This is a genomic window from Phenylobacterium sp. (assembly GCF_037189685.1).
Classification (GTDB): Bacteria; Pseudomonadota; Alphaproteobacteria; order Caulobacterales; family Caulobacteraceae; genus Phenylobacterium.
Genome location: NZ_JBBCIT010000008.1, coordinates 12612 through 36149, shown reverse-complemented (window position 1 = coordinate 36149; position 23538 = coordinate 12612). Strand labels below are relative to the sequence as shown.

Genomic DNA, 23538 nt, shown 5'->3' with positions numbered 1-23538 from the left:
TTTGCCGTCATTTTCTCGCCAGCTCGAAGAATCCCTCCACCGCGCGGTGGCCTACGCCAATCAGCGCAAGCACGAATATGCGACGCTCGAGCACCTGCTGCTCAGCCTGGTCGATGACGAGGACGCGGCCGCCGTGATGCGCGCCTGCGACGTCGAGCTCCAGGCGCTTCGCACCACCCTCACCAACTACGTGGACAACGAGCTGCGCTCGCTCGTGGTCGACGACGGCGAGGACGCCAAGCCCACCGCGGGGTTCCAGCGCGTGATCCAGCGCGCGGTGATCCACGTCCAGTCCTCGGGCCGCGAGGAGGTGACCGGCGCAAACGTGCTGGTGGCCATCTTCAGCGAGCGCGAGAGCCACGCCGCCTACTTCCTGCAGGAGCAGGACATGACGCGGTACGACGCGGTGAACTACATCGCCCACGGCATCGCCAAGAAGGCCGGCGCCTCCGAGGCCAAGCCGGTCAAGGGCGCCGAGGACGAGGAGAAGCCGCAGGTGAAGACCGGCGGCGAGGCGCTCGAGGCCTACTGCGTCAACCTCAACGAGAAGGCCAAGCAGGGCAAGGTCGACCCCCTCATCGGGCGGATGGCCGAGGTCGAGCGCTGCATCCAGATCCTCTGCCGCCGCACCAAGAACAACCCGCTGCTCGTCGGCGAACCGGGCGTCGGCAAGACCGCCATCGCCGAGGGCCTGGCGCGCAAGATCGTGAACAAGCAGGTGCCCGACGTCCTCGCGGGCTCGACCATCTTCTCGCTCGACATGGGCGCGCTGCTGGCCGGCACCCGCTACCGCGGCGACTTCGAGGAGCGCATCAAGCAGGTGGTCAAGGAGCTGGAGAACCACCCCGACGCGGTGCTCTTCATCGACGAGATCCACACCGTGATCGGCGCCGGCGCCACCAGCGGCGGGGCGATGGACGCCTCCAACCTGCTCAAGCCGGCCCTGGCGTCGGGCACCCTGCGCTGCATGGGCTCGACCACCTACAAGGAGTTCCGCCAGCACTTCGAGAAGGACCGGGCGCTGGTCCGCCGCTTCCAGAAGATCGACGTGAACGAGCCCACGATCGAGGACACCATCAAGATCCTCAAGGGCCTCAAGACCTACTACGAGGAGTTCCACAAGCTCCGCTACACCAACGACGCCATCAAGGCGGCGGTCGAGCTGTCGGCCAAGTACATCAACGACCGCAAGCTGCCCGACAAGGCCATCGACATCATCGACGAGGCCGGCGCCTCGCAGATGCTGCTGCCCGAGGGCAAGCGGAAGAAGACCATCGGCCTGAAGGAGGTCGAGGCCGTCGTCGCCAAGATCGCCCGCATCCCGCCCAAGTCGGTCTCCAAGTCCGACACCGAGGCGCTGAAGCAGCTCGAGTCCGACCTGAAGCGCGCGGTCTATGGCCAGGACGCCGCGATCGAGTCCCTCTCCGCCGCCATGAAGATGGCGCGAGCGGGCCTGCGCGACGCCAACAAGCCGATCGGCTGCTACCTGTTCAGCGGCCCCACCGGCACCGGCAAGACCGAGACGGCCCGCCAGCTGGCCTCCACCCTGGGCATCGAGCTGCTGCGGTTCGACATGTCCGAGTACATGGAGCGCCACACGGTCAGCCGCCTGATCGGCGCGCCCCCCGGCTACGTGGGCTTCGACCAGGGCGGCCTGCTGACCGACGCCGTCGACCAGCATCCGCACTCGGTGGTCCTGCTGGACGAGATCGAGAAGGCGCACCCCGACGTCTTCAACATCCTGCTCCAGGTCATGGACCACGGGCAACTCACCGACTCGAACGGCAAGAAGATCGACTTCCGCAACGTGGTCCTGATCATGACCACCAACGCCGGCGCCTCCGACGCCCAGCGCAACGCCATCGGCTTCGGCCGCGGCAAGCAGGAGGACGAGGTCGACGAGGCGCTGAAGCGGCTGTTCACGCCCGAGTTCCGCAACCGCCTGGACGCCATCGTCCAGTTCCGCGCCCTCACCCCCGAGATCATCCGCCAGGTGGTGCAGAAGTTCGTCATCCAGCTGGAAGCCCAGCTCGCGGACCGGCACGTCACCATCGAGACCTCGGACGAGGCCGCCGACTGGCTGGCCAAGAACGGCTTCGACGAGCTCTACGGCGCCCGCCCCCTCGCCCGCGTCATCCAGGAGCACATCAAGAAGCCCCTGGCCGACGAGATCCTGTTCGGCCGGCTGGCCAAGGGCGGCCACGTCCGCGTGGTGCTCAAGGACGGCAAGCTGGGCTTCGAGATCGAGGGCGAGGAACGCGAACCCGGCGCCCCCGTGGTCGAGGCGCCGGCCGACGAGCCCGAGGCGGTGGACTGAGCTGGCGGCGAAAGCCCTCCCCGCGGGGAGGGCGATCGCCTGTCGTCATCGCATGTCCCCCCCCCGACGGGGTGTCATCCCGGTTTCGCAAAGCGAAGGCCGGGACCCGGGAGCGAACGAGGCGTCGATTTCCTCACAATGGCGCGGCGTCGATGCCGCGCGGGCCACGACGGCGCGACGACGAGGTGGAGATATTCCGCGCCGGGACCCTTCCGTCTGAAAGTGGCGTGTGTCCCTACTTCACAAATGTGTCTGCAAGTAGTAGGCGAAGGGCGGGGGCGGGCTAGGTCTTTGCCCTCAGCAGCGCGCCCAATGTGTCGACGACGACTTTCGCGTTCTCAGGCATTAGCGAAGCTCCGTCGTCCTTGTGGGATGCGCTGAACGCCCCGCGAACAATGAGGGCTGTCAGCCCGAAGATCGTAGCGAATGAACCGGCAAGGAAGGCGACCCGGACGCTATCGCTGCCAAGACCGGTGAAGCGCGTGGTCGTCGCGTCGTGAAACAAAACGATGCCCAAGGTTGTCATGGTTACCATGACAACAAAAACGGCAAAGCTGGTGGCGAATGTTCGAGCGCCCCGCCATGAGAGGATGTCTTTAGTGTTCTCTCGAAAGTGATCTCGGACCTCCTGCTCCATGACGCCGCGCTCTTCAAGCGCAGGTTCCAGCAAGATCCACAGCTCTTGCACACGCGGGTCGAGTTCGCTTTGCGCGTCAATGCCGGCCGCCGACTTCGCGAAAGCAGCCTCGAAGCGCGCCTTATTAAGCGTCATCTCTCACGAATTGCCGAAAGTAGGATTGAAGATCGGAATCGGGAATTTCTGAATAGGTGCCACTACGATCGATAGCTGCCTTCCACGGCCCGTCGTCGGCATGTGTCCGCCGGGACAGGTCAAAGGCGTGCAGTTTCCCATACTCATCAACGATCCACTCGATCAGAGCTTCCTCATCGTCAGTGAAATTGGCGCGATAGGGCTCAGCCGTAATCTTGTCCGTAATTAGCCCATCCAATGGACGCGATCCTGCGCCCGGAAACGCTTTGTAGACCAGAGGATAGACGGGACCATATTGCCAAGCGTGAGCTTTGTGACTGGTGATCGGCTTGCCGACAAATGCCAAATACCAGCCTTGGGCAAAGTAGATCAGCTTGACCAACTGCATGATGGTCAAGTTTTGGCCCTTCTCCCGAGCCACTTCCAAAATTCGGTTCGCTATCGCCCTTGAGTCATAACCGAGGCCGAGAGCGGACGTTATGGCGCCCATGTTTCTCCTAAGGCTGTCAAGGTACTATATAGGGAGTCTTGCGCGTAACGAATTCCCTAGCTGGAAATTCTAGCTGCTCCACTCTGAGGCCCTACCTCCACCACTGACGCCTACGCCCTCCGAAACGCTTCCTTCACAGCCGCCGCCCGATCCTCAAGGACCTGGCGCAGCTCATCCATGTACGCGGCCTTCTCTTCCTCTGAGCCTTCATGTGGAAAGCCCAGAGCCAGGATGTCCGTCGCTTCTCGGATGTAGTCCTCTATGGATTTGTCAGGGGAGGGCATGGGCCTGCTTCCTCGAGCTCAGGGCCGCGCCAAGTGTAGAACCAGGAGCACCACGGCGATCGCGCCAACTGCCAATCTCGTAAGGAGCCAGGGCGTCATTCGGGGACGTCCATATTGATCTCCTCAGGTGCGCCTATCGATCGGCTAATGGCCACGTCCGCTATCACTTTGCTGTTCGGCCGAGGTCGAACATGAAGGTGTGGACCTCCCCATCCACCTTCACCAGCAAGGCGAATTCCTTTGCGCTCCTGGGTATTTCGGAGATCGGCACGATGGTCGAACCGTACTCACCCGGTTGGAGGGTGAAGGGGTTGAAGCCGAGGCTACGAGCGCTTGCTGCTCTCTCTCCAGCGGAAGCCTGAGCCGCGTCGATCTCTCGGCGGGCGTCCGCGACCGCTGCGTAACTATCCAGAGGCGGAGTGTAGGAGCCGGTCGTGTGCGCCGTTCGACCTGAGTAGGTCGTTTGAGCCTCAAAGCTGCCGGACGAACCTTGGAGGGCGGCTCCCATACCGCGGAGCCTGGCGGCTAACACCTGGCGCTTAACGTCGGACTTCGCCTGAGCTTCCATATCGCCGCCGGTCAAGATTTTCGCCGGTCCTGCGTCCGTGGCGGCCCTCAGGTCGGCCGGGCCAATGTTTACGGGGGAGGTAGCTGCGACGGCTCGTGCAACGAGGAGCAATGAAAGGCCCCGATCCTCGACTCTCTCAGTTAGGAGGACCGCGCTCACAGCGGCGCGCGGGCCTCCAGATATGATCACCGGTCTGCCGTTGCGGTACTGGAGTTCTTGCCCTTCGCGCGGCATCGCCGTGATAGCCAGATCCCGAGCCACGGCGACCGCCGGGGTCAAGACGACACTAATGGCCCAAGCAATCGCTGCGGCCCGGATCATCGCAAATTCCAGCGCTAGCATTCGGCACATCTTTGCCCCTCCCCATCCGCCTCCCTAGAAGTCGGGATCATATGATCCGATCACCAACCCCACGATCTCAATTTCCGTCGTACAAGCAAGGACACACACCCCTTTTCAGCCTGCCCTAGGTGCGTGGTCCCGGGGTCGGCGCTTGTTCTCCTCCTGTTGGCCGTTATCGGCGGTCTTGAACTGCTCGAAGCTGCACGGGGACTCAGAGTCCCCGGAGGCTGTTGGGGCAGGTCGCGCCGGCGCGGCCCCGCCTCCTCGCGCACCAGCGCCAGTTACGGCGCAAACGCCCACTCATCATCCAGCGCGTCAGACGGATAGGGTTTATGAGCCACACCGGCCCGCCAGGCTGATCCCCCGCCCGCGTCCCTGACAGCCTCTAGGACCGGTCGACCAGGGTGAAGCGGTACTCCACCACCCGTCCGGGGGCGACGTCGCTCGAGCGCGCGCCGGAGAGGATCACCGGCTGCCCGGCTGCGATCTTCGGCTCGACCCGCTGCCCGTTCGCGTTGACGACATCCAGGACGGCTGTCGGTCTTCCACTGTCCGTCACGACGATCTCCAGGAAGGTCGGCTCCGACTCATGGCCGCTGTCGTCGACGACGACGAGTTTGAAGCGGTGGACACCGGGGGACAGGCTGCTGGCGTCGACCGTGACCTGAGGCTCGCTCTGCGCCACGGTCTTCCCAACGGTGAACTCGGTCATGCCCTGTCGCCCTCGATTATCTACCGGCACGATAGCACGCACCAACCAGGAGACGAGCCCCAACCTGCCTGAACCGCGCGGCGGACGAGGCAGGCGGCCCCCGACCTCACCGCCCCTTGCGCTCTCCGCCACAATGTTCTATGTTTGTTCTCATGACGTCGGAGCCGACCACGTCCGGGATGCTGACCGAGCTGGGCGCATGCGCCTATCGGCTGGGGGTGGCGTTCGCGGAACAGGCCGAGGCCGAGGCGGTCTGGGCGCGGAAGCTGGAGCTGTTCCAGCTCTTCGACCGCTGCTTCTCGGGCTTCCGGATCTCGGTCGCGCTCGACCTGCGCCTGCGCCAGGAGGCGCGCCGCCATGGCGCGACGGGCGCGCGCCCCACGCCCTCCGAACGAGAACCCGCCGAACATCCGCCGGCCGAGCGCGAAGCTCCCGAGCGCGAGCGGGTGGACTACGATCGCGACCGCGAGACCGCCACCCTGCCCGTCCTGCTCAAGACCCTGAACGGCGTCGTGGCCGCGGCGGACGCGCTTCCCGGCCCGCCGCCGGCCGAGCTTCCCACCCTGCGCGAACTGCTGGCCCGGATCGGCGCCACGGGGGCGAGCGCGACGCAAAGCCCGCCCGGCTCCAGGCCGCCCGATCCCGGAAGCGGACCGGGGGCCCTGCGCGCTCGGCTGGCGGGTTCGGCCGGGGTCGCGCTCGCCCGACCGCCGGACCCGCCGCGACCCCGGACGCCCCCTGGGCCGTCACCTCTCGCCGTCCCACGGCGACCAGCCACCGGCCCGCCGCCCCATCGCTGATTGGCCAGGTGCTGATCGATTCCGTCACCGGCCGCGGAGCCGGATTCCGAAGCCCCCTCGTGTCGGATACCCCCGGCGGCTCCCGCCGGCGCCGGCGCTCGCCCTGTGAACGCTCGCCCTGTGAAAAAGCCCCGGAACCGATGTTCCGGGGCTTTTCATGTGGATTTCGGACAGCCCTCGAGCGTGGGGCGCGAGGGCCAGACGAACCCCGCGACGGGGTTCAGGCGGTGCGGTCGGATGGCTGCGCCGGTTCGGCGGGCGACACTACGGCGGGCGCCTGGACCGGCTCGACCTCCACCACCGTCGCCGCCTCAACAGCCCCGTCCTCCACGGCTCCGCCCTGGGCGGCGGCCTGCTGCGCCTCGCGGGCCTCCTGGAGCTGGGTGCGGACCTGACCGATCTTCTGGGTGGCGGTCTGGGCCGCCCCCTGGGCCAGGGCGCCGGCCCGGTTGCCCGCCTTCTGGAGGCTTTCCTTGAGGATCAGGCCGTCGTCGGTCTTGAAGTCGGGCAGCACTTCCAGCCCGCTCTCGTCCACGGTGAAGAACGGCGCCTCGGGAAAGCCCACGGCCGAGGCGAACAGGGCCTGGGGCAGCGAGGAACGGTAGCTGTTATAGACGCTGGCCGCCTCGTTGTACTGCTCGCGCCGGCTCTGGAGGTTGCCCTCGATCTCGTGCAGCTGCGACATCAACTGCTGGTAGGTGGCGTTGGCCTTGAGGTCGGGGAACGACATGGCGAGGCCCGAGAACAGCCGCGAGGCGTTCTCCATGTCGGGGCCGGCGCCGGCGACGCCGCTCATGTTCGTCGACGCGGTGATCTGGGTGAGCTTCTCGTGGTCGCCGTACGACTTGGCGATGTCGCTTAGCCGGCCCACGAGGTCTCCGCGCTTCTTCATCGCTGCGGCGATGTCGCCCCGGAAGCGCTTCACCTGATTTCCCAGCTTTTGCAGGTGGTTGTACTTGACGACGAAGGCGCCCAGGATCCCGAGCACGATCAGGAGAAGCAGCAGTTCCATGAGTCTCAACGCCCCCAGGAGCGCGACGAGGCCCGCGGCGCTCCGTTCATGACAAGCCGCTCGTCCCGTCGCATGCGGGCGGGCGCGACGACCATTGCGTAAACCAACTCCTCCTCATGGCCAAGCCGGGACACCCGATGGGGGAAAGGATCGCCGGCGATCCATCGCGCGGCCGTCGCCCTACGCGCCGAACTGATCGGCCAGGAAAAAGCCGATCGCAGCCACCAGGGCGAACCGCTGCAGATGCACAAATCCCGTGAGCCAGCGGTCACCGATCTCCCTGTGTGAACGCCCCAGCACGAGCGCCAGCACGCGCCCGTTGCGCATGCGTGTGACGTTGCCGCCGCGAGGAGTCAGGCGGCCACCGAGTTTGGCGCGAAGGCGCGCCGTCTCGGTGATGGGCGCAAAGTAGTCGGCCAGGTGCGGCGGAATCCGGTTCTGCGCCTTAAGCTGCGTCAGCCGAACGATCGACGCCAGGGCCGCCAGCGCCCCGAGGGCGACGCTCGCCGCCTCCAGGCCCGCAGGCGAAGTCATGAGATCTTCGCGGAAATCTGCGCGGCCAGCGCCTTCAGTTCCTCCACGTCCGCCATGCCGCCCTCGCCGTGGCGGCCGAGCGGCGTCCCCTCCCAGCGCGGGATGATGTGGAAATGCAGGTGGTAGACCGTCTGTCCGGCCGGGGCGCCGTTGAACTGGCTGATCATGATCCCGTCGGGGTTCAGGGCCGCGCGCACGGCCTTGGCCACCCGCTGCACGCCCGCCATCAGCGGCCCGATGATCTCGGGGGCCTCTTCCAGGAAGTTGCGCGCCGTCGAGTGCTTGGGGATCACCAGCGTGTGTCCCTTCGACTGCGGGAACACGTCCATGAACGCGAACACGTGCTCGTCCTCGAACACCCGCACCGAGGGCGCCTCGCCCCGCAGGATCTTCGCGAAGATGTTGCCGGCGTCGTACGTCCCGTCCAGGCTCATGCTCAAGCGCTCCCTCTGAAACTGGGACCTGCCTACCAAATCGCCGGCGGTCGCGGAACGCGGCGTGCGGACTCTCACCGCCCGAGCCGGCTCTCGAGCACCTCGAGCGCGCGGTCGAGATCGGCGTCCCGCGCGCGGCAGACGTCGGCGGCGGCGCGCGGAACCTCGACGTCAGGGGTCACCGACCGGTCGCCGAAGTCACGGCCGTCGACACCCCAGACGCCCCCCACCGGGACGGTCAGCCGCCACCCGCCCGACAGGCTGAAGCGGTCGCTGCTGAGCAGTTGGCCGGCGGTGGGGCGTCCCACCAGCGGAGCGGCCGCCAGGTCGCGCATGATGAGCGCGAAGCCCTCGCCCGCGCTGGCCGTCTCGCCGGACATCACCACCACCACCGCGCCCTTGTAGCGCTTCGCGCCCATGTCCTCCGACTGATAGACGGCGGCGCCCCGGCCCCGTTCGACGGCCGCGAAGACCGCCGCATCGGTGTAGGCGCCCTGCGTCGGCGCGAGGTTCGCGAGATCGGCCGCGGTCGCTCGCCGGCCCAGGCTGTCCAGATAGGGGCGCGCCAGCAGCGCGACCGCCGGCCGGCTCTCGCCCGAGAAGTAGCTGGCCAGCCGCAGAGCCGAGAGATTGCCCCCGCCGTTCCGCCGGATGTCGATGATGATGCCTTGAGTCTCGGCCAGCGCGTCCATCGCGCGGTCGGCCAGTTCGGCGGCGCCGTCGTCGAATCGGTCGATGCGGAGATAGCCCACCTTGAGCCCCGGCCGCAGGCCCAGGATGCGCCAGGACAGACCGGGATGCGGCGGCGGCCAGCTCGCCTGCTCGCGCCGGATCCGCATCCGGCGGACTTCGCCGTCGCAGCCCATGACCTCGACGTCGACGGCGCCGCCCAGCGGGCCGGCGAGCGACTTCGGTCCCACGATCCGGTCGCCCACGCGAAGGCCCTGGCGCTGCGCGTCCGACAGCGGCGCGACCTCGATCACCACCCGCGCGCCATCGATCGTCTCGATCTCGGCGCCGATGCCGACACCGCCGCGCACCGCGTTCGCGGCGGGCGGCGAGAGGTGCAGGTGCGACACGCCCAGTTCGTTCAGCATCCGGTTGGCGACCCGTCCGAACGCCGCATCGTCCGGGGCAGCCGACGCCTCGGCGCGATAGCGGTCGCCCAGGGCGCGCCAGTCGCGGCCGTTGAACGTGGGATCGTAGAAGTTGGTCCCGACGGTCTTCCAGACCTCGTCGAACAGGGCGCCGTAGGCCGGCGGCGGATCGGCGGCGCGGGCGGGCGACGCAAGGACGAAGAAGCTGGCCAGGGCGACGGCCAGCGGACGGACGATCATCAGAACAGCTCCATGCAGGAGCGGGCCGCCTGCGGCGCCTCCCGCCGGTCTGGCAACCGCGTTGCGGTCAAGGGCGCTCGCGGAACGGCGAAAACGCCTCCTCCAGCCACTCCATCTCCTGGTCCACGGCCGCCCGCTCCTGATCCAGGTAGCGCATTACCGGCGCACGCAGGGCGGGATCGGCGATCCAGTGGGCGGAGTAGACCGGCTTCGGCAGATAGCCGCGGGCGATCTTGTGCTGGCCCTGCGCGCCCGCCTCGACCCGCGGCAGCCCCTGCTCGATCGCCCATTCGATGGCCTGGTAGTAGCAGAGCTCGAAGTGCAGGAAGGGCGCCTCCTCCACGCAGCCCCAGTGGCGGCCATAGAGGCAGTCGCCGCCGATCAGGTTGAGCGCGCCGGCGATCCAGCGGCCCTCGCCCCGCCCGTCGGGCCGCCGGGCCAGGATCAGCAGCACCCGGTCGGCCATGCGCTCGCCGAGTTCGGAGAAGAAGGCCCGGGTCAGGTAGGGCCGCCCCCACTTCCGCGCCCCGGTGTCCATGTAGAAGCCGAAGAAGGCGTCCCAGTGGTCCTCGGTCAGGTCAGCCCCCGTCAGCCGGACGATCTCCGCCCCGGCCTGAGCGTCGCGGCGCTCGCGGCGGATGGTCTTGCGACGCCCCGAGGAGAGCGCGCCCAGGAAGTCCTCGAAGTCGCGGTAGCCGCAGTTCTCCCAATGGTACTGCTGCCCCTCGCGCCGCCCCAGGCCCTGCTCGCCCAGCCAGCGCCACTCGTCCTCGGTGACGAAGTTGAGGTTGAGCCCCGAGGCGCCGTAGCGCTCGCACACCGAAAGGCCGCCCGCCAGCAGGATGCGCCACGCCGCCTCCCGGTCCACGTCCGGCCGCGTCAGCAGCCGCGCGCCGGTCGCCGGCACGAAGGGCGCGGCCGACAGCAGCTTGGGATAGTAACGCCCTCCCGCCCGTTCGTAGGCGTCGGCCCAGGCGTGGTCGAAGATGTACTCGCCCTGGCTGTGGCTCTTCAGGTAGAGCGGCATGACCGCCGCTGTCCGGCCCGCCTCGTCCTCGACCGACAGGTGCTGCGGCCCCCACCCCGCCCGCTCGACCGCACAGTTCGACGCCTCCAGCGCGTCGAGGAAGTCGAACCGGATGAAGGGATTGCCGGCATAGGCCGGATTGTCGGCGCAGGCGTCCCACGCCTCCCGGCCGATCTCGGCGATGCGGCGGGAGACCTTCACCGCCGGCGTCAGCGTCACGCCCGGCCGTCCTGTTCCGGCGCGAAGCCTTCGAAGATCAGGTTGTCGCAGCCGTCCTTCACCGCGTCCCACTCTTCAGGACTGCGGACCGTCCAGGCCACCACGGGGTAGCCTTTCGCCCGGTACTCGGCCGCCCGCGCGCTGGGCAGCATGTCCAGGCCCAGGGCCAGGAAGTGCGGCCGCGCGATCTCGACGTGCTCCAGGTCGGCGAAGGCCCGGCGCTGGGCCTCGGCCATCTTCGGCGCCTGGACATAGGAATAGCTGTCCAGCCCCCGCAGCACGCCCGGATAGCGGTCGGCGAACCAGGCGTGGGAATAGGGATTGAAGCCGATGACGCACAGCGGCCCGTTGTGGTCGGCGATCACCTCGTGCACCCGCTGCTCCAGCGGCCCGACCTCCCCGAACGGCGTCTTGAGCTCCACGTGGACCATCGCGCGATGGCCGATGAGCGCCAGGGTCTCCAGCAGCGTGGGGATTCTCTCGTCCGTGCCGGCCAGCCACATCTCGCCCAGGTCGGCGGCGCTGTGGTCGTTCACGCGGCCCGCGGCGCCGGTCATCCGCGCGAGCTTGCCGTCGTGGAACACCATGGCCTCGCCGTCGGCCGAGAGCTGCACGTCCAGCTCGATGCCGTAGCCGGCGGCGCAGGCGGCCTGGAACGCCCCCAGCGAATTCTCGGGCGCGCCGTCCGGGCTCCACAGCCCCCGGTGCGCGACGGGCGGATGGAAGAGGAGGTCCCAGGCCTCGCCGAAGCCCCCCGTCTCCACGACGGCCTTCACCGGACCTGCACCACCGCGTCGACCTCGACGGCGAAGTTCAGCGGCAGGCGATACACCCCCACGGCCGAGCGGGCGTGACGACCCGCATCGCCCAGAACCTCGACCATCAGGTCGGAGCAGCCGTTGACCACCTTCGGGATGTCGAAGAAGCCCGGCCCCGCCTGGACGAACCCGCCCAGCTTCACCACCCGCACCACGCGGTCCAGGTCGCCTTCGCAGGCGGCCTTCATCTGGGCCAGCAGGTTGATCCCGCAGAGGCGCGCGGCGCGGACGGCGGCGTCGAAGTCGACGTCCTCGCCCACCACCCCGCGGACGCCGCCCGAGGCGTCGACCGAGACCTGGCCCGAGATGTGGACCAGTTCGCCCGAGCGGACGAACGGCACGTAGTTGGCCACCGGCGCATTGGGCTGCGGCAGCTCGATCCCGAGGGCTCTGAGGCGGTCTTCGACGGTGGTCATGGCCGCAGGTCTAGCCCTGCCTGCGGCAAAGAAAAAGGGCCGGCCCGCGAGGGGTCGGCCCATTTCCTACTCGAAACTCGCCCGCCGGTCGGGGGAGACCGGCGAACGTACGCGACTATCTGTCGGCCCCGCTTAGCGGACGGCCTGGAACTTCTCGACGACCGCGGTCACGCGCTCGTTGAGCGGCTTCATCGATTCCTTGACCGACGAGGAGACCGTCTCGGTCATCTTGCCGAACTCGGACATGTAGGTTTCGAGGGCGGTCTTGGCGAAGGCGGTCTGCAGTTCGACCACTTCCTGCACGCTCTTGGCGCCGGCCAGCGACTTGGCGGCCGACACGTTGGTGTCGAAGACGGCCTTGGAGAAGGCCATGGCCTGGGCGCCCAGGGCTTCCGCGCCCTTGGCCGAAGCCGTCGCCGAGGCGACGACCGCTTCCAGGTTCTTCTTGGACTGGGCGTTCAGCTCGTTGAGCGACGCGAGGCTCTTCTCGACGCCTTCCTTGAAGGCGACGTTGGAGGCGGAGGTGAATTGTTCGAAGGTGGACTTCGCGGCTTCGGCGGCGGCCATGGGGCAGGCTCCTGAATGACGGACGGTTACGGAACGATCGATATGGGGGGGACGTGATCGTCCCGTTCGACATCGGCGTTCTCTCATGTTGCACCGCAGCAGTCAACGACTTTTTGTGCAGTGCAACATGACTGTCATGCGCCTGTTCGGAGGGCGCCGCGGCAAATCCGCCCGTTCAAACCTTGTTTACCCTCCTGCAAGGGTACGCAGGGCATGCTACCGACTCCCACAGGCGGCGCAGTAGCCGTCTCAACGCTTTGATTCGACGGACGAAGCATGACCAAGCACGCCCGCCGCCTGTTGCTTACCCTCGGCCTGGCCGCCGCCACCGCCCTGACGGCCGCCGCGCCGGCGGCCGCCCAGCAACCTTATGTGGCGCCCTATCTCTCGCTGATCCCGCAGAGCTCCACGAAGTACGCGGCGATCGTGGTGGACGCCCGGACCGGCGAAGTCCTCTACGGCAGCCGGGCGGACGCCCCGCGGTATCCCGCCTCGATCACCAAGGTGATGACGCTCTACCTGGCGTTCGAGGCTCTGGCCGCCGGCAAGATCCAGTTGGACGACCCTGTCGTGTTCTCGCCGCGGGCGGCGGCTCAACCCCCGACCAAGCTGGGCGTGCGCGCCGGTGACTCCATCACGGTCCACGAGGCGATGCAGGGCATGGTCACCCGCTCCGCCAACGACGCCGCGGTCGCCCTGGCCGAGAAGCTGGGCGGCACCGAGCAACGCTTTGCGGCGCTCATGACCCTCCGGGCCCAGGAGCTCGGGATGGCCAACACCCACTTCGCCAACGCTTCGGGCCTGCCCGACAGCCGCCAGCTCACCACGGCTCGCGACCTCGCCATCCTGTCGCGCGCCGTCATGCGCGACTATCCGCAGTACTATCGCCTCTTCTCGACCAAGAACTTCGAGTTCCGGGGCCAGAGCATCCGCAACCACAACGGCCTGCTCTACCGGATGGACGGCGTGGACGGGCTGAAGACCGGCTTCATCAACGCCTCGGGCTTCAATCTCGCGGTCTCGGCCGTGCGGGAGAACCGCCGCCTGATCGCCGTTGTCATGGGCGGGCCGAACGTGGCCACCCGCGACCGCGTGGCCGAGAGCCTGCTGGTGACCGGGTTCGACGTGCTGGAGCGCCGCGCGCGCGGCGAGCAGATCACCGTCGCGCAGAACTTCTTCGAACCGCCGCAACTGGCCCAGGCGACCGAAGCCTCGATGCAACAGGGCGACACCGATCGCGGCCTGAGCGTCCAACTCGCCTCGGCCCCGCCGCCCGGACGCGCATCCTCGATTCAGATCGTGGAGCCCAGCTCGGTGCCAAAGCTGAACAGCGGCGCCAAGGCCTCGGCCGGCGGTCGCTGGACGGTGCAGGTCGGCAGCTTCAACAGCCGCGACGACGCGCGCAAGCAGCTCAATATCGTCCAGAAGCGCTTCGGGGCGCCCTTCACCCAGGCGCGGGGCGTGGCCGAGAAGGACGGCACCAAGTATCGGTCGCGCTTCTCGGGCATGACCGAGGCCCAGGCCAAGGGCGCCTGCCGCGAGCTGAAGGCCAAGAAACAGCCCTGCATGGTGGTGCCGCCCGCCCGCGGCTGAGCGTCTATCTCGACTTCAGCAGCCGGTCCCGCGCAGCGTTGAGCTGTGCGGCCAAGCCGGCCGTGCCGCCCTTGTCCGGGTGGACCGCCCGCATGAGCCGCGCATAGGCGGACTTGATCTCGTCGTCAGACGCGCCGGCCCCCACCCCAAGAATGCGCCTGGCTTCGTCGAGGCTCATGTCCCGGGAGGTCACAGGCGGCGTTGAGCCGGGAGCCGACTTGCGCGCCGACGCCGCGAACCAAAGGCCCACGATACAGAGCACGGCGGCGGCGCCCCAACCGCCGCGGGTTCCGACGAAGACGGCCGCCGTGAACGCGGCCAGCGACAGCACGCCGCCCACGATCCGCCATTCGCGGCGCTTGAGGAACGGCGAGGTCCGGCGCGTGGCCCACAGGTAGAGCGCGAGCGCTGCGCCCCCCAGGGCGAGGTAGAGCATGGGTCGGCTCCCGCGGGCGGGCCTACTCCGCCGCGATCCGTTCGGCGTCGTCCAGCCCGGTGAAGCCCAGCGCGATCATCAGCGCCCGAAGCTCCTGGCGGGCGGCCACGTGCTGAAGGCTCATGGACACCGGCCGGATGGCAGGGGACAGGTCGGCGACGGTCAGGCCGAAGGGAAAGAGTTCGCGATAGATCACCCGGTCGCGCAGACCCGGCCCCACGCGGAAGCCCACCTTCTTCGACAGCGCCTCCACCCGCTCGTCGAGGCGACGGCGGTTGCGGGCTTCGGTGGGCGCCAGGCGGTTGCGCAGGACCACCCAGTCGATCTGCTTGCGCTCGGCCGTCGCCCGCTGCTTGCGGCAGCTCCACACGGTCTCGGCGTAGAGGCTGTGGCGCTTCAGGTCCAGCGTCACCGGGTCGACGACGCCCAGCATGTCGAAATCGACGAAGCTGTCGTTCATCGGCGTCACGATGAGATCGGCCCGCGCATGCGCCGCGCGGCTGATCGCGGTGTCGCTGCCGGGCGTGTCGATCAGGACGAAATCCACGGCCTGAGCCATCTCGGCGAAGGCCTCTTCGAACCGGGAAAGCTGCGCCTCTGCGGGCGCCTTGGCCAGGGCGTCTCCCGCAGAGCTGATCGCATGCTCCAGCGGCATGGGGGCCTGGGCCTCGTTCGCGGCCAGCCAGGCGCGCCGGTTGGCGAAGAAGTGCCCCAGCGTCTGCTGGCGCAGGTCGAGGTCCAGCACCGCCACCTTGGCGCCGCCGTGCAGGAGGGCCGTGGCGATATGGATGGCGATGGTGGACTTGCCCGCCCCGCCCTTCTCGTTCCCGACCACGATGACGCTGGCCTGGCTGACAGTGCTGGCCTGGCTCATGACAGTTCTCGCTCCCCGCCGGCCACGCTTGGCCGACTCGCCTGCGCTAAGTGACCTTGCGAGCCCCGACGGCGTCAACGCACAGTTCCGTCGCGGCCCGTCCGCAGGCCCCCTTCAACAGGCCCCTGCGGATGGACTCGGCCCCAGCGCCGCCGCATAAGCCCGCCGATGTCCGCGCCCCTCCCGATCGTCCGCACCGTAGCAGACCTTCGCGCCCGCGTCCGCGCCTGGCGCGCCGAGGGCCTGCGGATCGGCTTCACGCCCACGATGGGGGCGCTGCACGAGGGTCATCTGTCGCTGGTGCGGCTGGCCGGAGCCCGGACCGACCGCGTGGTGGCCAGCGTGTTCGTGAATCCCACCCAGTTCGGCCCGAACGAGGACTTCGACGCCTATCCCCGCGACGAGGCGCGCGACGCCGCCCTGCTGGCCGGCGCGGGTTGCGACCTGCTCTACGCCCCGTCGACCGCCGAGATGTACCCGCCGGGCGCCGCCACCACCGTGACCGTGGCCGGCGTCTCGGAGCCGCTGGACGGCCAGGCCCGGCCCGGCCATTTCGCCGGGGTTGCGACGGTGGTGGCCAAGCTCCTGAACCAGTGCGCGCCCGACGTCGCCGTCTTCGGCGAGAAGGACTACCAGCAGCTCCAGGTGATCCGCCGCCTGGTCGCCGACCTCGACCTGCCGGTGGAGATCGTGGGCGGTGCGACAGCCCGGGCCGAGGACGGCCTCGCGCTGTCGTCGCGCAACGCCTACCTGAGCGCCGAGGAGCGCGCCGTGGCGCCCCGGCTCAACCGGGCGCTCCGTACGGTGTTCGAAACCGTGAAGGCCGGCGGCGACGTCGCGGCGGCCGAACAACAGGCCGTCTCCGACCTCCTGGCCGCCGGCTTCAGCCAGGTGGACTATGTCGAGGCCCGCCGTCCCGGGACCCTGGAGCGCCTCGGCCCCGGCCCGGCCGACGCCCCCGTCCGCGTCCTGGGCGCCGCCCGCCTCGGCCGCACCCGCCTCATCGACAACCTGGGCGACTGATCTTCTTCCCACGCGGTGGGAGAGGAAGGCTCGCTACCAGGCCCCCGCCTCGCGCAGGCGTCGCGCCAGGTCGTCCGGCACGTCTCCGAACGCGGCTTCGTCCAGGTCGGGTGGGGCGTCCCTGGCCTCGAGGTATCGCCAGCCCTGGAAGGCGCGCCGGGGCGTGGGCGCGACGCGGACGACCGTCTCGTCCAGGGTGACGTGGCAGCGGGCGGCCGCGCCCTCACCCACGGTGTCCACGGCCAGGATGCGCTGGCGGCACAGGATCTCGCCCTTGAACACGCGATAGACCGACCCGCCGTCCAGCAGTTCGGACGCCCGCTTCGGCGTCATGCGCGTGTGCAGGGTCCAGGGCTGGCCCGGCTGCGCATGGGCCGCGCGCCAGGCCAGCAGGTCGTCGATGGTGGCCGCGCCGACCACCAGCTTGATCATGTGGAGCGCCATGTGGCTCCTACTCCGCCCACGGCGCCTTGCGGCGTTCCAGGAAGGCGCGGACGCCGGCCTGCCCCTCCTCGCTCACGCGGGCCGCCGCGATGCGGTGGGCGGTCAGTTCCATCAGGTCGCGGTCGATCTCGCGGCCCGTCACGTCGGCCACCAGGCGCTTGGATTCCTCCACCGCGCCGGGCGCGCAGGCCCGCATTCCGGCGGCGATCCGCTGGGCGGCCGCGCGCAGAGCGTCGTGATCCGCGACCACTTCGCTCACGAGCCCCACCCGCTCGGCGTGGGCGGCGTCGAAGACCTGCCCCGTGGCGAACAGGGCGCGGGCGTTCCGCGGGCCGATGGCCTCGATGACATAGGGACTGATGGTGGCCGCGATCAGGCCCAGCCTGACCTCGGAGAAGCTGAACCTCGCCTCGGCCGTGGCGATGGCCAGGTCGCAGGCGGCCGCCAGGCCCGCGCCGCCGCCGAACGCCCCGCCCTCGACCAGGGCCACCGTCAGCGCCGGCAGGTCGTGCAGCGCCTTCAGCATCTTGGCCAGCTCCAGAGCGTCGGCCCGGTTGTCGGCCTCGGTGCGGTCGATGGCGGCGCGCATCCAGTCCAGGTCGGCGCCGGCCGAGAACGTGCCGCCCGCGCCGCGGACGAACACCACCCGCACGCCCTCGGCGCCCTTCAGCGTCTGGAACGCCTCCTCCAGCGCCGAGATCAGGCCGTCGTCGAAGGCGTTCCGCTTGGCCGGACGGTTCATCGTCACCGTCACCGCCCCGCCCAGCGTGGCCGAGATGTGCACCAGCTCGGTCGTCGCGCTGACGTCCGGGAACTCGACGAGGGGATGAACGAACTCGTTGGTCATGCAGCGTCTCCGGCAGGAAGCGCAGGCATAGCCCTGGCCGCCGGGTGGCGCTACCCTCCGCCGCCGTGTCGGACCTCCCGGACATTCCCATCGATTCGGCCCTGGCGCGGCTGTTCCATCAGCCGCGCGCGCGGGACGAGACCATCTGGTTCTCCCTGCCCGGCGGCTCCAAGCTGTTCGGCCAGGGCGACGCCTCGGACCGCCTGTTCGTGGTGCGGACGGGCCGACTGGGCGCCTTCCGCCGCGACGAGGGCCAGGAGCCGCAGTTCCTGGGCGTGATCCGCCCGGGCGAACCCGCCGGAGAGATGTCGCTGATCGCCGGCATCCCGCACTCGGCCGACGTCTACGCCCTGCGGGACTCCGAGATCTTCGCGGTGCCGAAGTCCGCCTTCTTCGAGGCCTGCGACGCCGACGGTTCGGTGATGACCGAGCTGGCCCGCCTGATGATCCTGCGCAGCCGCCAGAACGCCCGGCGCGGTCCGCCGGTGGGCGATCCCTCGGTTTTCGGCTTCATCCCCGTGGGCCGTCCCGGTCCCATGCGCCCGCTGGTGGAGCGGATCGAGCGCGAGATCGCCGCCCTGGGCTATGAGGTCACCACCATCGGGTCCGAGGCCGAGGCCGCGCCGACGGAGTGGTTCTCGGAGGTGGAGCGCGTCCACGACTTCGTCCTCTACGTGGCCGAACGGGACGAGCCCGGCTGGGCCGCCTTCGTGCCCCGCCAGGTGGACCGCCTGCTCCGCGTGGGCCGGGGCGACCGCATGGCCGAGGAGGCCGCCTGCCCGCCCGGCGCCGCCACCTTGCAGGACCAGGGCCTGGTCGACCTGCTGCTGATCCAGCCGCCCGAGATCGAGCGCCCCAGAGGCGCCGAGGCCTGGCTGGACGCCACCGCCGCCGCGCGGGTGTTCCACGCCCGCCGCGGCCGCGCCGCCGACTTCGAGCGGCTGGCCCGGCTGCTCACGGGGCAATCCATCGGCCTTGTGCTGTCGGGCGGCGGCGCCCGCGCCTACGCCCATGTGGGCGCGATCAACGCGTTGCGGGAACGTGGCGTCCCGATCGACTTTGTCGGCGGCTCGTCCATGGGCGCCATCGTCGGCGCGGGCCTGGCCATGGGCTGGGACGCCGAGGAGATGGACCGGCGCCTGCGCGAGGCCTTCGTGAACTCCAGTCCGCTGGACGACATCGCCCTGCCCCTCCTGGCCATGACCCACGGGGTGAAGGTGAGCGAACGCCTGCACCACCATTTCGGCGACACCCAGATCGCCGACCTGTGGCTGCCGTTCTTTTGCCTCTCGTCCAACCTGACCACGGGCGCCTACCAGCTCCACCGCCGCGGCGCGCTGGCCCAGTCCCTGCGGGCGTCGATCTCCTTGCCCGGCGTCCTGCCGCCCGCGACGGACGGCCCGAACGTGCTGGTGGACGGCGCGGTGATGAAGAATTTCCCCGCCGACATCATGCGCGCCGCCCAGCCCGGTCCGGTCGTCGGCGTGGACGTGACCACCGCGCGCAGCATCACCGCGAAGGACGTGGCTCGCCCCTCGTCGGTCTGGCGCTGGATCCGCTCGGGCCAGTGGCGCCTCGGGCCGCCCATCGTCTCGCTGCTGATGCGTACGGCGACGGTCTCGACCGGCCGCGACCTCGCCGCCGCCCGCGAGGCGACCGACGTCCTGATCCAGCCCGACGTGAGCGGTATCGAGATCCGCGACTGGGGCGCCTACGACCAGGCGGTCGAGGCCGGCTATCGCGCCACGCTCACGGCGCTCGACAAGCTGAGCCGGCCGGTGACGCAGCTTCGCCGGCGGCCGAGCCTGCGCGAACAACAGGCGCAGGGCGCCACTCTGTCGCCCTTCATGGCGTCGGCCTACGCTGCGGCGGAATGAGCCCTTTGCAGACGGCGGCGACACGGCCCATATTCAGGACGTTCGTTCAACAACTGAAAGGAGGTGATCCAGTGTCTCATAGCGCCAGCAAGGTTTCGCACGACACTGCGAACAATAAGGCGTCAGAAAATGTAGGGATCGTTTGCGCCTGACCCTCCTGAAAAAGGTTGTGCTCAGCACGCCGAATGAATACCCAAGATTATCCGCTTTTACTTGAGCGGGTATTTTCTAAGGACGGCTCGGAAGGGCCGTCCTTTTTTACATGCCACGCCGATTCCACACGCGCGCAAATTCCTTATCGATACCTGACTCGTACTCATTCTCGCGAATCGCCTGCCAAAAAATGAATACATGGAGCAGCCAGAACGATGTGTCCAAGGGACTCATTGATCCAATCCACGAAGGTGACTGGGCGTCTGGGAACGTGTTGGGGCCATCGCGTCAATCGCAAGCAGTATTCGAAACTAGCTCCGTGCAGCGTGTCCGACGCAGTTTGCGTTTTTTGCGCGGTTAGAAACGCAATCGCCCACAACGGGCGAAGAGCGATCGCCAGCGCGCTGGATAGGCTTGCCGACAATGGCACGTTGATCGAAGCGCGGCTCGAAAACAGCGCAAACTTGGGCCTCTACGCCATGAACCTTGAGTCGGTTCTGTACATCGCCGCCGATAAATTCTCAGGATTCGAGGGCCTGGGCCATGATGTAAGACATGCGCCATAAGTCGACATTGGCTCCGTTCCAGAAACCGGACCTTCCTCGGCCGAGTCGAGGGCCTACCCTGAGCCAATGAGGATACTCGCGACGCGCCGTGGGCCTAAGGCCAACCTAGTCCGGGTCCATCGACGCGGGTGCCAAGCCCTGGGAGCCAATCTTGTACTGCGTCAGCCGCGGTCTGATCCGGGCCCATCGGCGCAGGACCCGACTGAGGTAGAGGGCGGCGTCGTGTGACTGCGCCTCAAGGGTCGAGACCCATTCCGTCTCGTGGCTGATGAAGAGTTGGGACTCCTCGATCGCGAGCATTGGCGGCAGGAGATAGTTCAACGCAGCGCTCTCGGGTGTCACGCCCAACGCTCGACAGACTGCCGCGGCAAGCACCTCGCGCGCCAACGCGGATCTCATCCGGGCTGGGGGATGGCTGGAGGCGGTGACGAGGGCGTCAGGCGTCCAGGCGCCGCCGGTGTCGAAGCTCCGGAACATCAGGTTCACGACGGCCACGCCAATCCGAGTCGCGACATCGCGAGAGGAGCAGAGCGGTGCTAGTAGCGGCGGAATGCCATAACCGTGCGCGAACATGTCGAGCGTTTGTACTGCGGCGAAGCAATCGGCGTCGAACTCTAGTGTCTGACGCGTGACTCGGAGGTCCGGGTTGTCAAGCGCCGCTTGTTCCTCAAGGGCTTGTCCTACGCCGCCCATCATGCCGAGGTGGCCGTTCAGGATGTGGCCGAGTTCATGGAGAAGCACCGATAGGACCATGCCTTCGCCGAAGGCGCGGCCCAGCATCATCGCCAGAGGCGTATGCTCGATCGCGGGCAGGCCGTTGATACGCGGAAAAGTGCGGGCGTTTCCGCCAGTGATTTGAACGACAGCCGGATCGAGGTCAAAGGCGGTCTGGAATGGCTCGCAGACAACGACGAGTTCGGCCTGGAAGTAGAGATGGCTGACCAGTTCGTACGGCAAGGCGATGTGGTAGGCACCCCCGGCGCGAAAGGCGCAGGCGTTCTGCACAGGGCAGGCCGCGCCGACCAGACAGAGCCTGATCTGGTCGGTGAAGCCATAGCGACGACGAAGCATGTCGAGCAGGCTCTTGAAGAGCATCAAGAGGGCTTGTCCGGCGCGGTCCCCCTCCAAGTCGGAGGCCTGGACGATGGGTCCGGGCATGCGCTTTATCAGGACGGCCTCGATCTGGCCCAGATCCCGCGGCCGAAAGTAGATGTCCTCGACGGTATTGGGGAGGTTCATTGTCGAGAATCTCGCAACCGCCCGGCTAGCCGTCCTGCATCGCCCTCCGGCCTTGGCGCACAAACATGATCACCTCGCCGCGTACTCGTTCGAGATCGGCGATGTTGTCGCCCTGCGCAGCGACGGCGAGCCGCTGGCCTATTTCGTCGGCGGCGTCGAGGAACCGAGGCTCTCCGGTCAGCAGAAATCCTTTGGCGGCTCTCTCGAATGCGATTGCGCAGTCCATTGCGGGAGCATCCATCGCCATGTCCAGCAGCAGTTCGGTAAACTGCGCAACCTCTTCGATTTCGTCGACGGCCTGGTTTAGCTTGCGGCGGAAACGTACTTCATCGTCAGGGTCGTACTCGATCCAGTCTGTCCTGGTCAGATCAGACGGGGCGGCGGCTGCCTTCGACTTGACGATCACGAGTGGCTTTCCGCACATCGAGGCGAACCCCAATTCCAGGGCGATGTTGGCCATCGCCGTGCCACGCGTGTCCTCAGAGAAGATTGCGATAGTCAGTCCTGTTCCGCGGATGAGACCGAGGATGCGTTCCAAGAAGTCTTTCGCGCCCGTCGAGGCGTCAGCATCCTTCAAACCGATCCCACGCGCCTCGAATACCTCCCCGACCATTGCCGCCATCGCCTCGTCCAGCGCCGGGGGATTGCCAATCTGACGCATCACAAAGGCATGCTTTGGAAATAGTGTCCGAGGCGTAGTGAGAAGCGTATCCTCGGAGAGAGGCGAGAAGACGAGGGTCAACGGCTACTTCTTCCTTGTCGTGACCTCGCGGACGCCCTTGTAGGGGCCGGCGGTCTTTTTGTGATCGACGATGCGGCCCGTGGTTGTGTCGATCTTGACGTAGCGCTTGGTGACCGGGTTGAGCGCCTGGACCCGCTCTTTCACCGCGCCCTTTCGACTTCCGCTTCCCGTATTCTTCGCCATGTGGCCATCATACTCAATCACGAGCAGCGCAACTAGCTTTGCCGCGCAGCCTCGAGGGAGATCACGTTTTTCGCGGGGCTCGCCTAGGCCAGCAACTCCACCGACCACTCATCGCTGGCAACGCGACCGACAAGGTGGTCAGGGTGCCTAGCTAGCATCCGACGGGCCGCCGCTTCCGTTTCGAAGGCCCACACCAAATCGGCTGTGCCGTCATTGGTCAGCCGAAAAACGACGTACCGGCCCTGATAGAACTCCGCCACGGCTCGGCGAGGATCAACGGTAGAGGCGAAATCGATCCGATCATCCGCCGTGAACCCGTCGGGATCATACTGAGCGATCAGTGCTTGGTGGGTCGCGATATATCCGCGAAGGGCAGCCACGTGATCCGCCGACGTGTCCACCCCGTCAGTCCGGAATGCCATGGCCCGTGCCGACGAATGCGATGCCGCGCTTCCACTCGCGGATGTGCTGACGAGATCCTCGCAGCATGGCAGCAAGGCCTTTGTCCATCACAGCCTCAAACGACAAGGTTGGTGCCGAATTGCCGTTGGCATATGGGCACACTAGGTACCGCCGCAAGCAACAAGCGGCGCCGGGATCATCGTTGGGCCAGGCGGCGCAGCGCGCCGAAGCTAAGGATGCGCCAGAAGCAGACTCTGGCTTAGCTCCAGAAAACTGACATTCGTCCGTTTGATCCAACGTAACAGGTTCCGTCCCTTAGGGGGCCATCGGGCGTTTCGCTCAATGCGCAAATGCCAACATCTTAGCGAGCGTACCGATGCCGGAAACTTAACTGTCGAGTAGGAGCCGCGCGCGGCGGGACCGAGCACGTCCGCCGGCCGCTCGCCGCATCGGGGCGTTGCGGGATGTCCCCGCTCGAAGGGGTCGCCGAGACCTTGGGGTCGGACTCAG

At 67.8% G+C, this 23538-nt stretch carries 25 protein-coding genes; 5 read left to right on the top strand and 20 right to left on the bottom strand.

Going from position 1 to position 23538, the window contains the following annotated elements:
• The first annotated feature begins 1 nt into the window (after position 1).
• Entirely contained in the window at positions 2 to 2317 is a 2316-nt protein-coding gene (clpA, locus tag WG212_RS05620) for an ATP-dependent Clp protease ATP-binding subunit ClpA (RefSeq protein WP_337186098.1), read from the top strand.
• 283 nt (positions 2318 to 2600) lie between these two features.
• On the opposite strand, the gene WG212_RS05615 is transcribed toward clpA, so the two are convergent.
• The 4 genes from WG212_RS05615 to WG212_RS05600 form a co-directional block, all read right to left on the bottom strand.
• Positions 2601 to 3089 (bottom strand): hypothetical protein, encoded by a 489-nt coding sequence (locus WG212_RS05615; protein WP_337186097.1) that lies wholly within the window; start codon positions 3087 to 3089, stop codon positions 2601 to 2603.
• Positions 3079 to 3477 (bottom strand): Panacea domain-containing protein, encoded by a 399-nt coding sequence (locus WG212_RS05610; RefSeq protein ID WP_337186146.1) that lies wholly within the window; start codon positions 3475 to 3477, stop codon positions 3079 to 3081. Before WG212_RS05610 ends, WG212_RS05615 begins: the two co-directional genes overlap by 11 nt.
• 549 nt (positions 3478 to 4026) lie before the next feature.
• A complete protein-coding gene (locus tag WG212_RS05605; RefSeq protein ID WP_337186096.1) occupies positions 4027 to 4773 on the bottom strand; it encodes a hypothetical protein in 747 nt (248 codons plus the stop codon).
• A 385-nt stretch (positions 4774 to 5158) separates the two neighbouring features.
• Positions 5159 to 5485 (bottom strand): hypothetical protein, encoded by a 327-nt coding sequence (locus WG212_RS05600; protein WP_337186095.1) that lies wholly within the window; start codon positions 5483 to 5485, stop codon positions 5159 to 5161.
• A 152-nt stretch (positions 5486 to 5637) separates the two neighbouring features.
• Between WG212_RS05600 and WG212_RS05595 the strand changes: the two genes are divergently transcribed.
• On the top strand, positions 5638 to 6285 hold the full coding sequence (locus tag WG212_RS05595; protein ID WP_337186094.1) for a hypothetical protein: 648 nt from the start codon (positions 5638 to 5640) through the stop codon (positions 6283 to 6285).
• A 220-nt stretch (positions 6286 to 6505) separates the two neighbouring features.
• Here WG212_RS05595 and WG212_RS05590 read toward each other — a convergent pair whose 3' ends face one another.
• The 8 genes from WG212_RS05590 to phaP form a co-directional block, all read right to left on the bottom strand.
• Entirely contained in the window at positions 6506 to 7297 is a 792-nt protein-coding gene (locus WG212_RS05590; RefSeq protein WP_337186093.1) for a LemA family protein, read from the bottom strand.
• Positions 7298 to 7477: 180 nt separating this feature from the next.
• Positions 7478 to 7831: a hypothetical protein gene (locus WG212_RS05585; RefSeq protein WP_337186092.1), complete on the bottom strand. Its 354-nt coding sequence runs from the start codon at positions 7829 to 7831 to the stop codon at positions 7478 to 7480.
• A complete protein-coding gene (locus WG212_RS05580) occupies positions 7828 to 8265 on the bottom strand; it encodes an HIT family protein (protein ID WP_337186091.1) in 438 nt (145 codons plus the stop codon). The genes WG212_RS05585 and WG212_RS05580 overlap by 4 nt, the downstream gene beginning before the upstream one ends.
• A gap of 74 nt (positions 8266 to 8339) precedes the next feature.
• On the bottom strand, positions 8340 to 9602 hold the full coding sequence (locus WG212_RS05575) for a S41 family peptidase (RefSeq protein WP_337186090.1): 1263 nt from the start codon (positions 9600 to 9602) through the stop codon (positions 8340 to 8342).
• A gap of 67 nt (positions 9603 to 9669) precedes the next feature.
• Positions 9670 to 10848: a GNAT family N-acetyltransferase gene (locus tag WG212_RS05570; RefSeq protein WP_337186089.1), complete on the bottom strand. Its 1179-nt coding sequence runs from the start codon at positions 10846 to 10848 to the stop codon at positions 9670 to 9672.
• On the bottom strand, positions 10845 to 11612 hold the full coding sequence (locus WG212_RS05565) for a glycerophosphodiester phosphodiesterase family protein (protein WP_337186088.1): 768 nt from the start codon (positions 11610 to 11612) through the stop codon (positions 10845 to 10847). Before WG212_RS05565 ends, WG212_RS05570 begins: the two co-directional genes overlap by 4 nt.
• 8 nt (positions 11613 to 11620) lie before the next feature.
• Complete coding sequence (locus WG212_RS05560) at positions 11621 to 12082, bottom strand: RidA family protein (protein ID WP_337186087.1); 462 nt, start codon at positions 12080 to 12082, stop codon at positions 11621 to 11623.
• A gap of 132 nt (positions 12083 to 12214) precedes the next feature.
• On the bottom strand, positions 12215 to 12649 hold the full coding sequence (gene phaP / locus WG212_RS05555) for a TIGR01841 family phasin (protein WP_337186086.1): 435 nt from the start codon (positions 12647 to 12649) through the stop codon (positions 12215 to 12217).
• A 276-nt stretch (positions 12650 to 12925) separates the two neighbouring features.
• On the opposite strand from phaP, the gene WG212_RS05550 reads away from it, so the two are divergent.
• Positions 12926 to 14242, top strand: coding sequence for a D-alanyl-D-alanine carboxypeptidase (locus WG212_RS05550; protein WP_337186085.1), 1317 nt, complete (start codon positions 12926 to 12928; stop codon positions 14240 to 14242).
• Positions 14243 to 14246: 4 nt separating this feature from the next.
• On the opposite strand, the gene WG212_RS05545 is transcribed toward WG212_RS05550, so the two are convergent.
• Together WG212_RS05545 and WG212_RS05540 are read right to left on the bottom strand one after the other, a co-directional pair.
• Complete coding sequence (locus WG212_RS05545) at positions 14247 to 14678, bottom strand: DnaJ domain-containing protein (RefSeq protein ID WP_337186084.1); 432 nt, start codon at positions 14676 to 14678, stop codon at positions 14247 to 14249.
• A 22-nt stretch (positions 14679 to 14700) separates the two neighbouring features.
• Positions 14701 to 15552 carry a division plane positioning ATPase MipZ gene (locus tag WG212_RS05540; RefSeq protein WP_337186083.1) on the bottom strand — a complete coding sequence of 284 codons (852 nt, stop codon included), beginning with the start codon at positions 15550 to 15552 and terminating at the stop codon, positions 14701 to 14703.
• 168 nt (positions 15553 to 15720) lie between these two features.
• On the opposite strand from WG212_RS05540, the gene panC reads away from it, so the two are divergent.
• Positions 15721 to 16575, top strand: a complete 855-nt coding sequence (gene panC / locus WG212_RS05535; protein WP_337186082.1) for a pantoate--beta-alanine ligase — start codon at positions 15721 to 15723, stop codon at positions 16573 to 16575.
• Between the two features lie 33 nt (positions 16576 to 16608).
• On the opposite strand, the gene WG212_RS05530 is transcribed toward panC, so the two are convergent.
• Positions 16609 to 17019, bottom strand: a complete 411-nt coding sequence (locus WG212_RS05530) for a DUF1489 domain-containing protein (protein WP_337186081.1) — start codon at positions 17017 to 17019, stop codon at positions 16609 to 16611.
• Between the two features lie 7 nt (positions 17020 to 17026).
• Positions 17027 to 17866, bottom strand: coding sequence for an enoyl-CoA hydratase-related protein (locus tag WG212_RS05525; RefSeq protein WP_337186080.1), 840 nt, complete (start codon positions 17864 to 17866; stop codon positions 17027 to 17029).
• A 65-nt stretch (positions 17867 to 17931) separates the two neighbouring features.
• Here WG212_RS05525 and WG212_RS05520 point away from each other — a divergent pair, with 65 nt between their 5' ends.
• Complete coding sequence (locus WG212_RS05520) at positions 17932 to 19743, top strand: patatin-like phospholipase family protein (protein WP_337186079.1); 1812 nt, start codon at positions 17932 to 17934, stop codon at positions 19741 to 19743.
• A gap of 824 nt (positions 19744 to 20567) precedes the next feature.
• Here WG212_RS05520 and WG212_RS05515 read toward each other — a convergent pair.
• The 4 genes from WG212_RS05515 to WG212_RS05500 form a co-directional block, all read right to left on the bottom strand.
• On the bottom strand, positions 20568 to 21701 hold the full coding sequence (locus tag WG212_RS05515) for a hypothetical protein (RefSeq protein WP_337186078.1): 1134 nt from the start codon (positions 21699 to 21701) through the stop codon (positions 20568 to 20570).
• A gap of 25 nt (positions 21702 to 21726) precedes the next feature.
• Positions 21727 to 22443, bottom strand: coding sequence for a hypothetical protein (locus WG212_RS05510; protein WP_337186077.1), 717 nt, complete (start codon positions 22441 to 22443; stop codon positions 21727 to 21729).
• A 3-nt stretch (positions 22444 to 22446) separates the two neighbouring features.
• On the bottom strand, positions 22447 to 22626 hold the full coding sequence (locus tag WG212_RS05505; RefSeq protein ID WP_337186076.1) for a hypothetical protein: 180 nt from the start codon (positions 22624 to 22626) through the stop codon (positions 22447 to 22449).
• Positions 22627 to 22709: 83 nt separating this feature from the next.
• On the bottom strand, positions 22710 to 23006 hold the full coding sequence (locus tag WG212_RS05500) for a hypothetical protein (protein ID WP_337186075.1): 297 nt from the start codon (positions 23004 to 23006) through the stop codon (positions 22710 to 22712).
• Positions 23007 to 23538 lie beyond the last annotated feature (532 nt).

What these genes read in the sequence shown, in the direction of transcription:
- WG212_RS05615 (WP_337186097.1), bottom strand. Translation starts at nt 3,089, where the DNA reads ATGACGCTTAATAAGGCGCGCTTCGAGGCTGCTTTCGCGAAGTCGGCG.
- WG212_RS05610 (WP_337186146.1), bottom strand. Translation starts at nt 3,477, where the DNA reads ATGCAGTTGGTCAAGCTGATCTACTTTGCCCAAGGCTGGTATTTGGCA.
- WG212_RS05605 (WP_337186096.1), bottom strand. Translation starts at nt 4,773, where the DNA reads ATGCTAGCGCTGGAATTTGCGATGATCCGGGCCGCAGCGATTGCTTGG.
- WG212_RS05600 (WP_337186095.1), bottom strand. Translation starts at nt 5,485, where the DNA reads ATGACCGAGTTCACCGTTGGGAAGACCGTGGCGCAGAGCGAGCCTCAG.
- WG212_RS05595 (WP_337186094.1), top strand. Translation starts at nt 5,638, where the DNA reads ATGACGTCGGAGCCGACCACGTCCGGGATGCTGACCGAGCTGGGCGCA.
- WG212_RS05590 (WP_337186093.1), bottom strand. Translation starts at nt 7,297, where the DNA reads ATGGAACTGCTGCTTCTCCTGATCGTGCTCGGGATCCTGGGCGCCTTC.
- WG212_RS05585 (WP_337186092.1), bottom strand. Translation starts at nt 7,831, where the DNA reads ATGACTTCGCCTGCGGGCCTGGAGGCGGCGAGCGTCGCCCTCGGGGCG.
- WG212_RS05580 (WP_337186091.1), bottom strand. Translation starts at nt 8,265, where the DNA reads ATGAGCCTGGACGGGACGTACGACGCCGGCAACATCTTCGCGAAGATC.
- WG212_RS05575 (WP_337186090.1), bottom strand. Translation starts at nt 9,602, where the DNA reads ATGATCGTCCGTCCGCTGGCCGTCGCCCTGGCCAGCTTCTTCGTCCTT.
- WG212_RS05560 (WP_337186087.1), bottom strand. Translation starts at nt 12,082, where the DNA reads ATGACCACCGTCGAAGACCGCCTCAGAGCCCTCGGGATCGAGCTGCCG.
- phaP (WP_337186086.1), bottom strand. Translation starts at nt 12,649, where the DNA reads ATGGCCGCCGCCGAAGCCGCGAAGTCCACCTTCGAACAATTCACCTCC.
- WG212_RS05550 (WP_337186085.1), top strand. Translation starts at nt 12,926, where the DNA reads ATGACCAAGCACGCCCGCCGCCTGTTGCTTACCCTCGGCCTGGCCGCC.
- WG212_RS05545 (WP_337186084.1), bottom strand. Translation starts at nt 14,678, where the DNA reads ATGCTCTACCTCGCCCTGGGGGGCGCAGCGCTCGCGCTCTACCTGTGG.
- WG212_RS05540 (WP_337186083.1), bottom strand. Translation starts at nt 15,552, where the DNA reads ATGAGCCAGGCCAGCACTGTCAGCCAGGCCAGCGTCATCGTGGTCGGG.
- panC (WP_337186082.1), top strand. Translation starts at nt 15,721, where the DNA reads ATGTCCGCGCCCCTCCCGATCGTCCGCACCGTAGCAGACCTTCGCGCC.
- WG212_RS05530 (WP_337186081.1), bottom strand. Translation starts at nt 17,019, where the DNA reads ATGGCGCTCCACATGATCAAGCTGGTGGTCGGCGCGGCCACCATCGAC.
- WG212_RS05525 (WP_337186080.1), bottom strand. Translation starts at nt 17,866, where the DNA reads ATGACCAACGAGTTCGTTCATCCCCTCGTCGAGTTCCCGGACGTCAGC.
- WG212_RS05515 (WP_337186078.1), bottom strand. Translation starts at nt 21,701, where the DNA reads ATGAACCTCCCCAATACCGTCGAGGACATCTACTTTCGGCCGCGGGAT.
- WG212_RS05505 (WP_337186076.1), bottom strand. Translation starts at nt 22,626, where the DNA reads ATGGCGAAGAATACGGGAAGCGGAAGTCGAAAGGGCGCGGTGAAAGAG.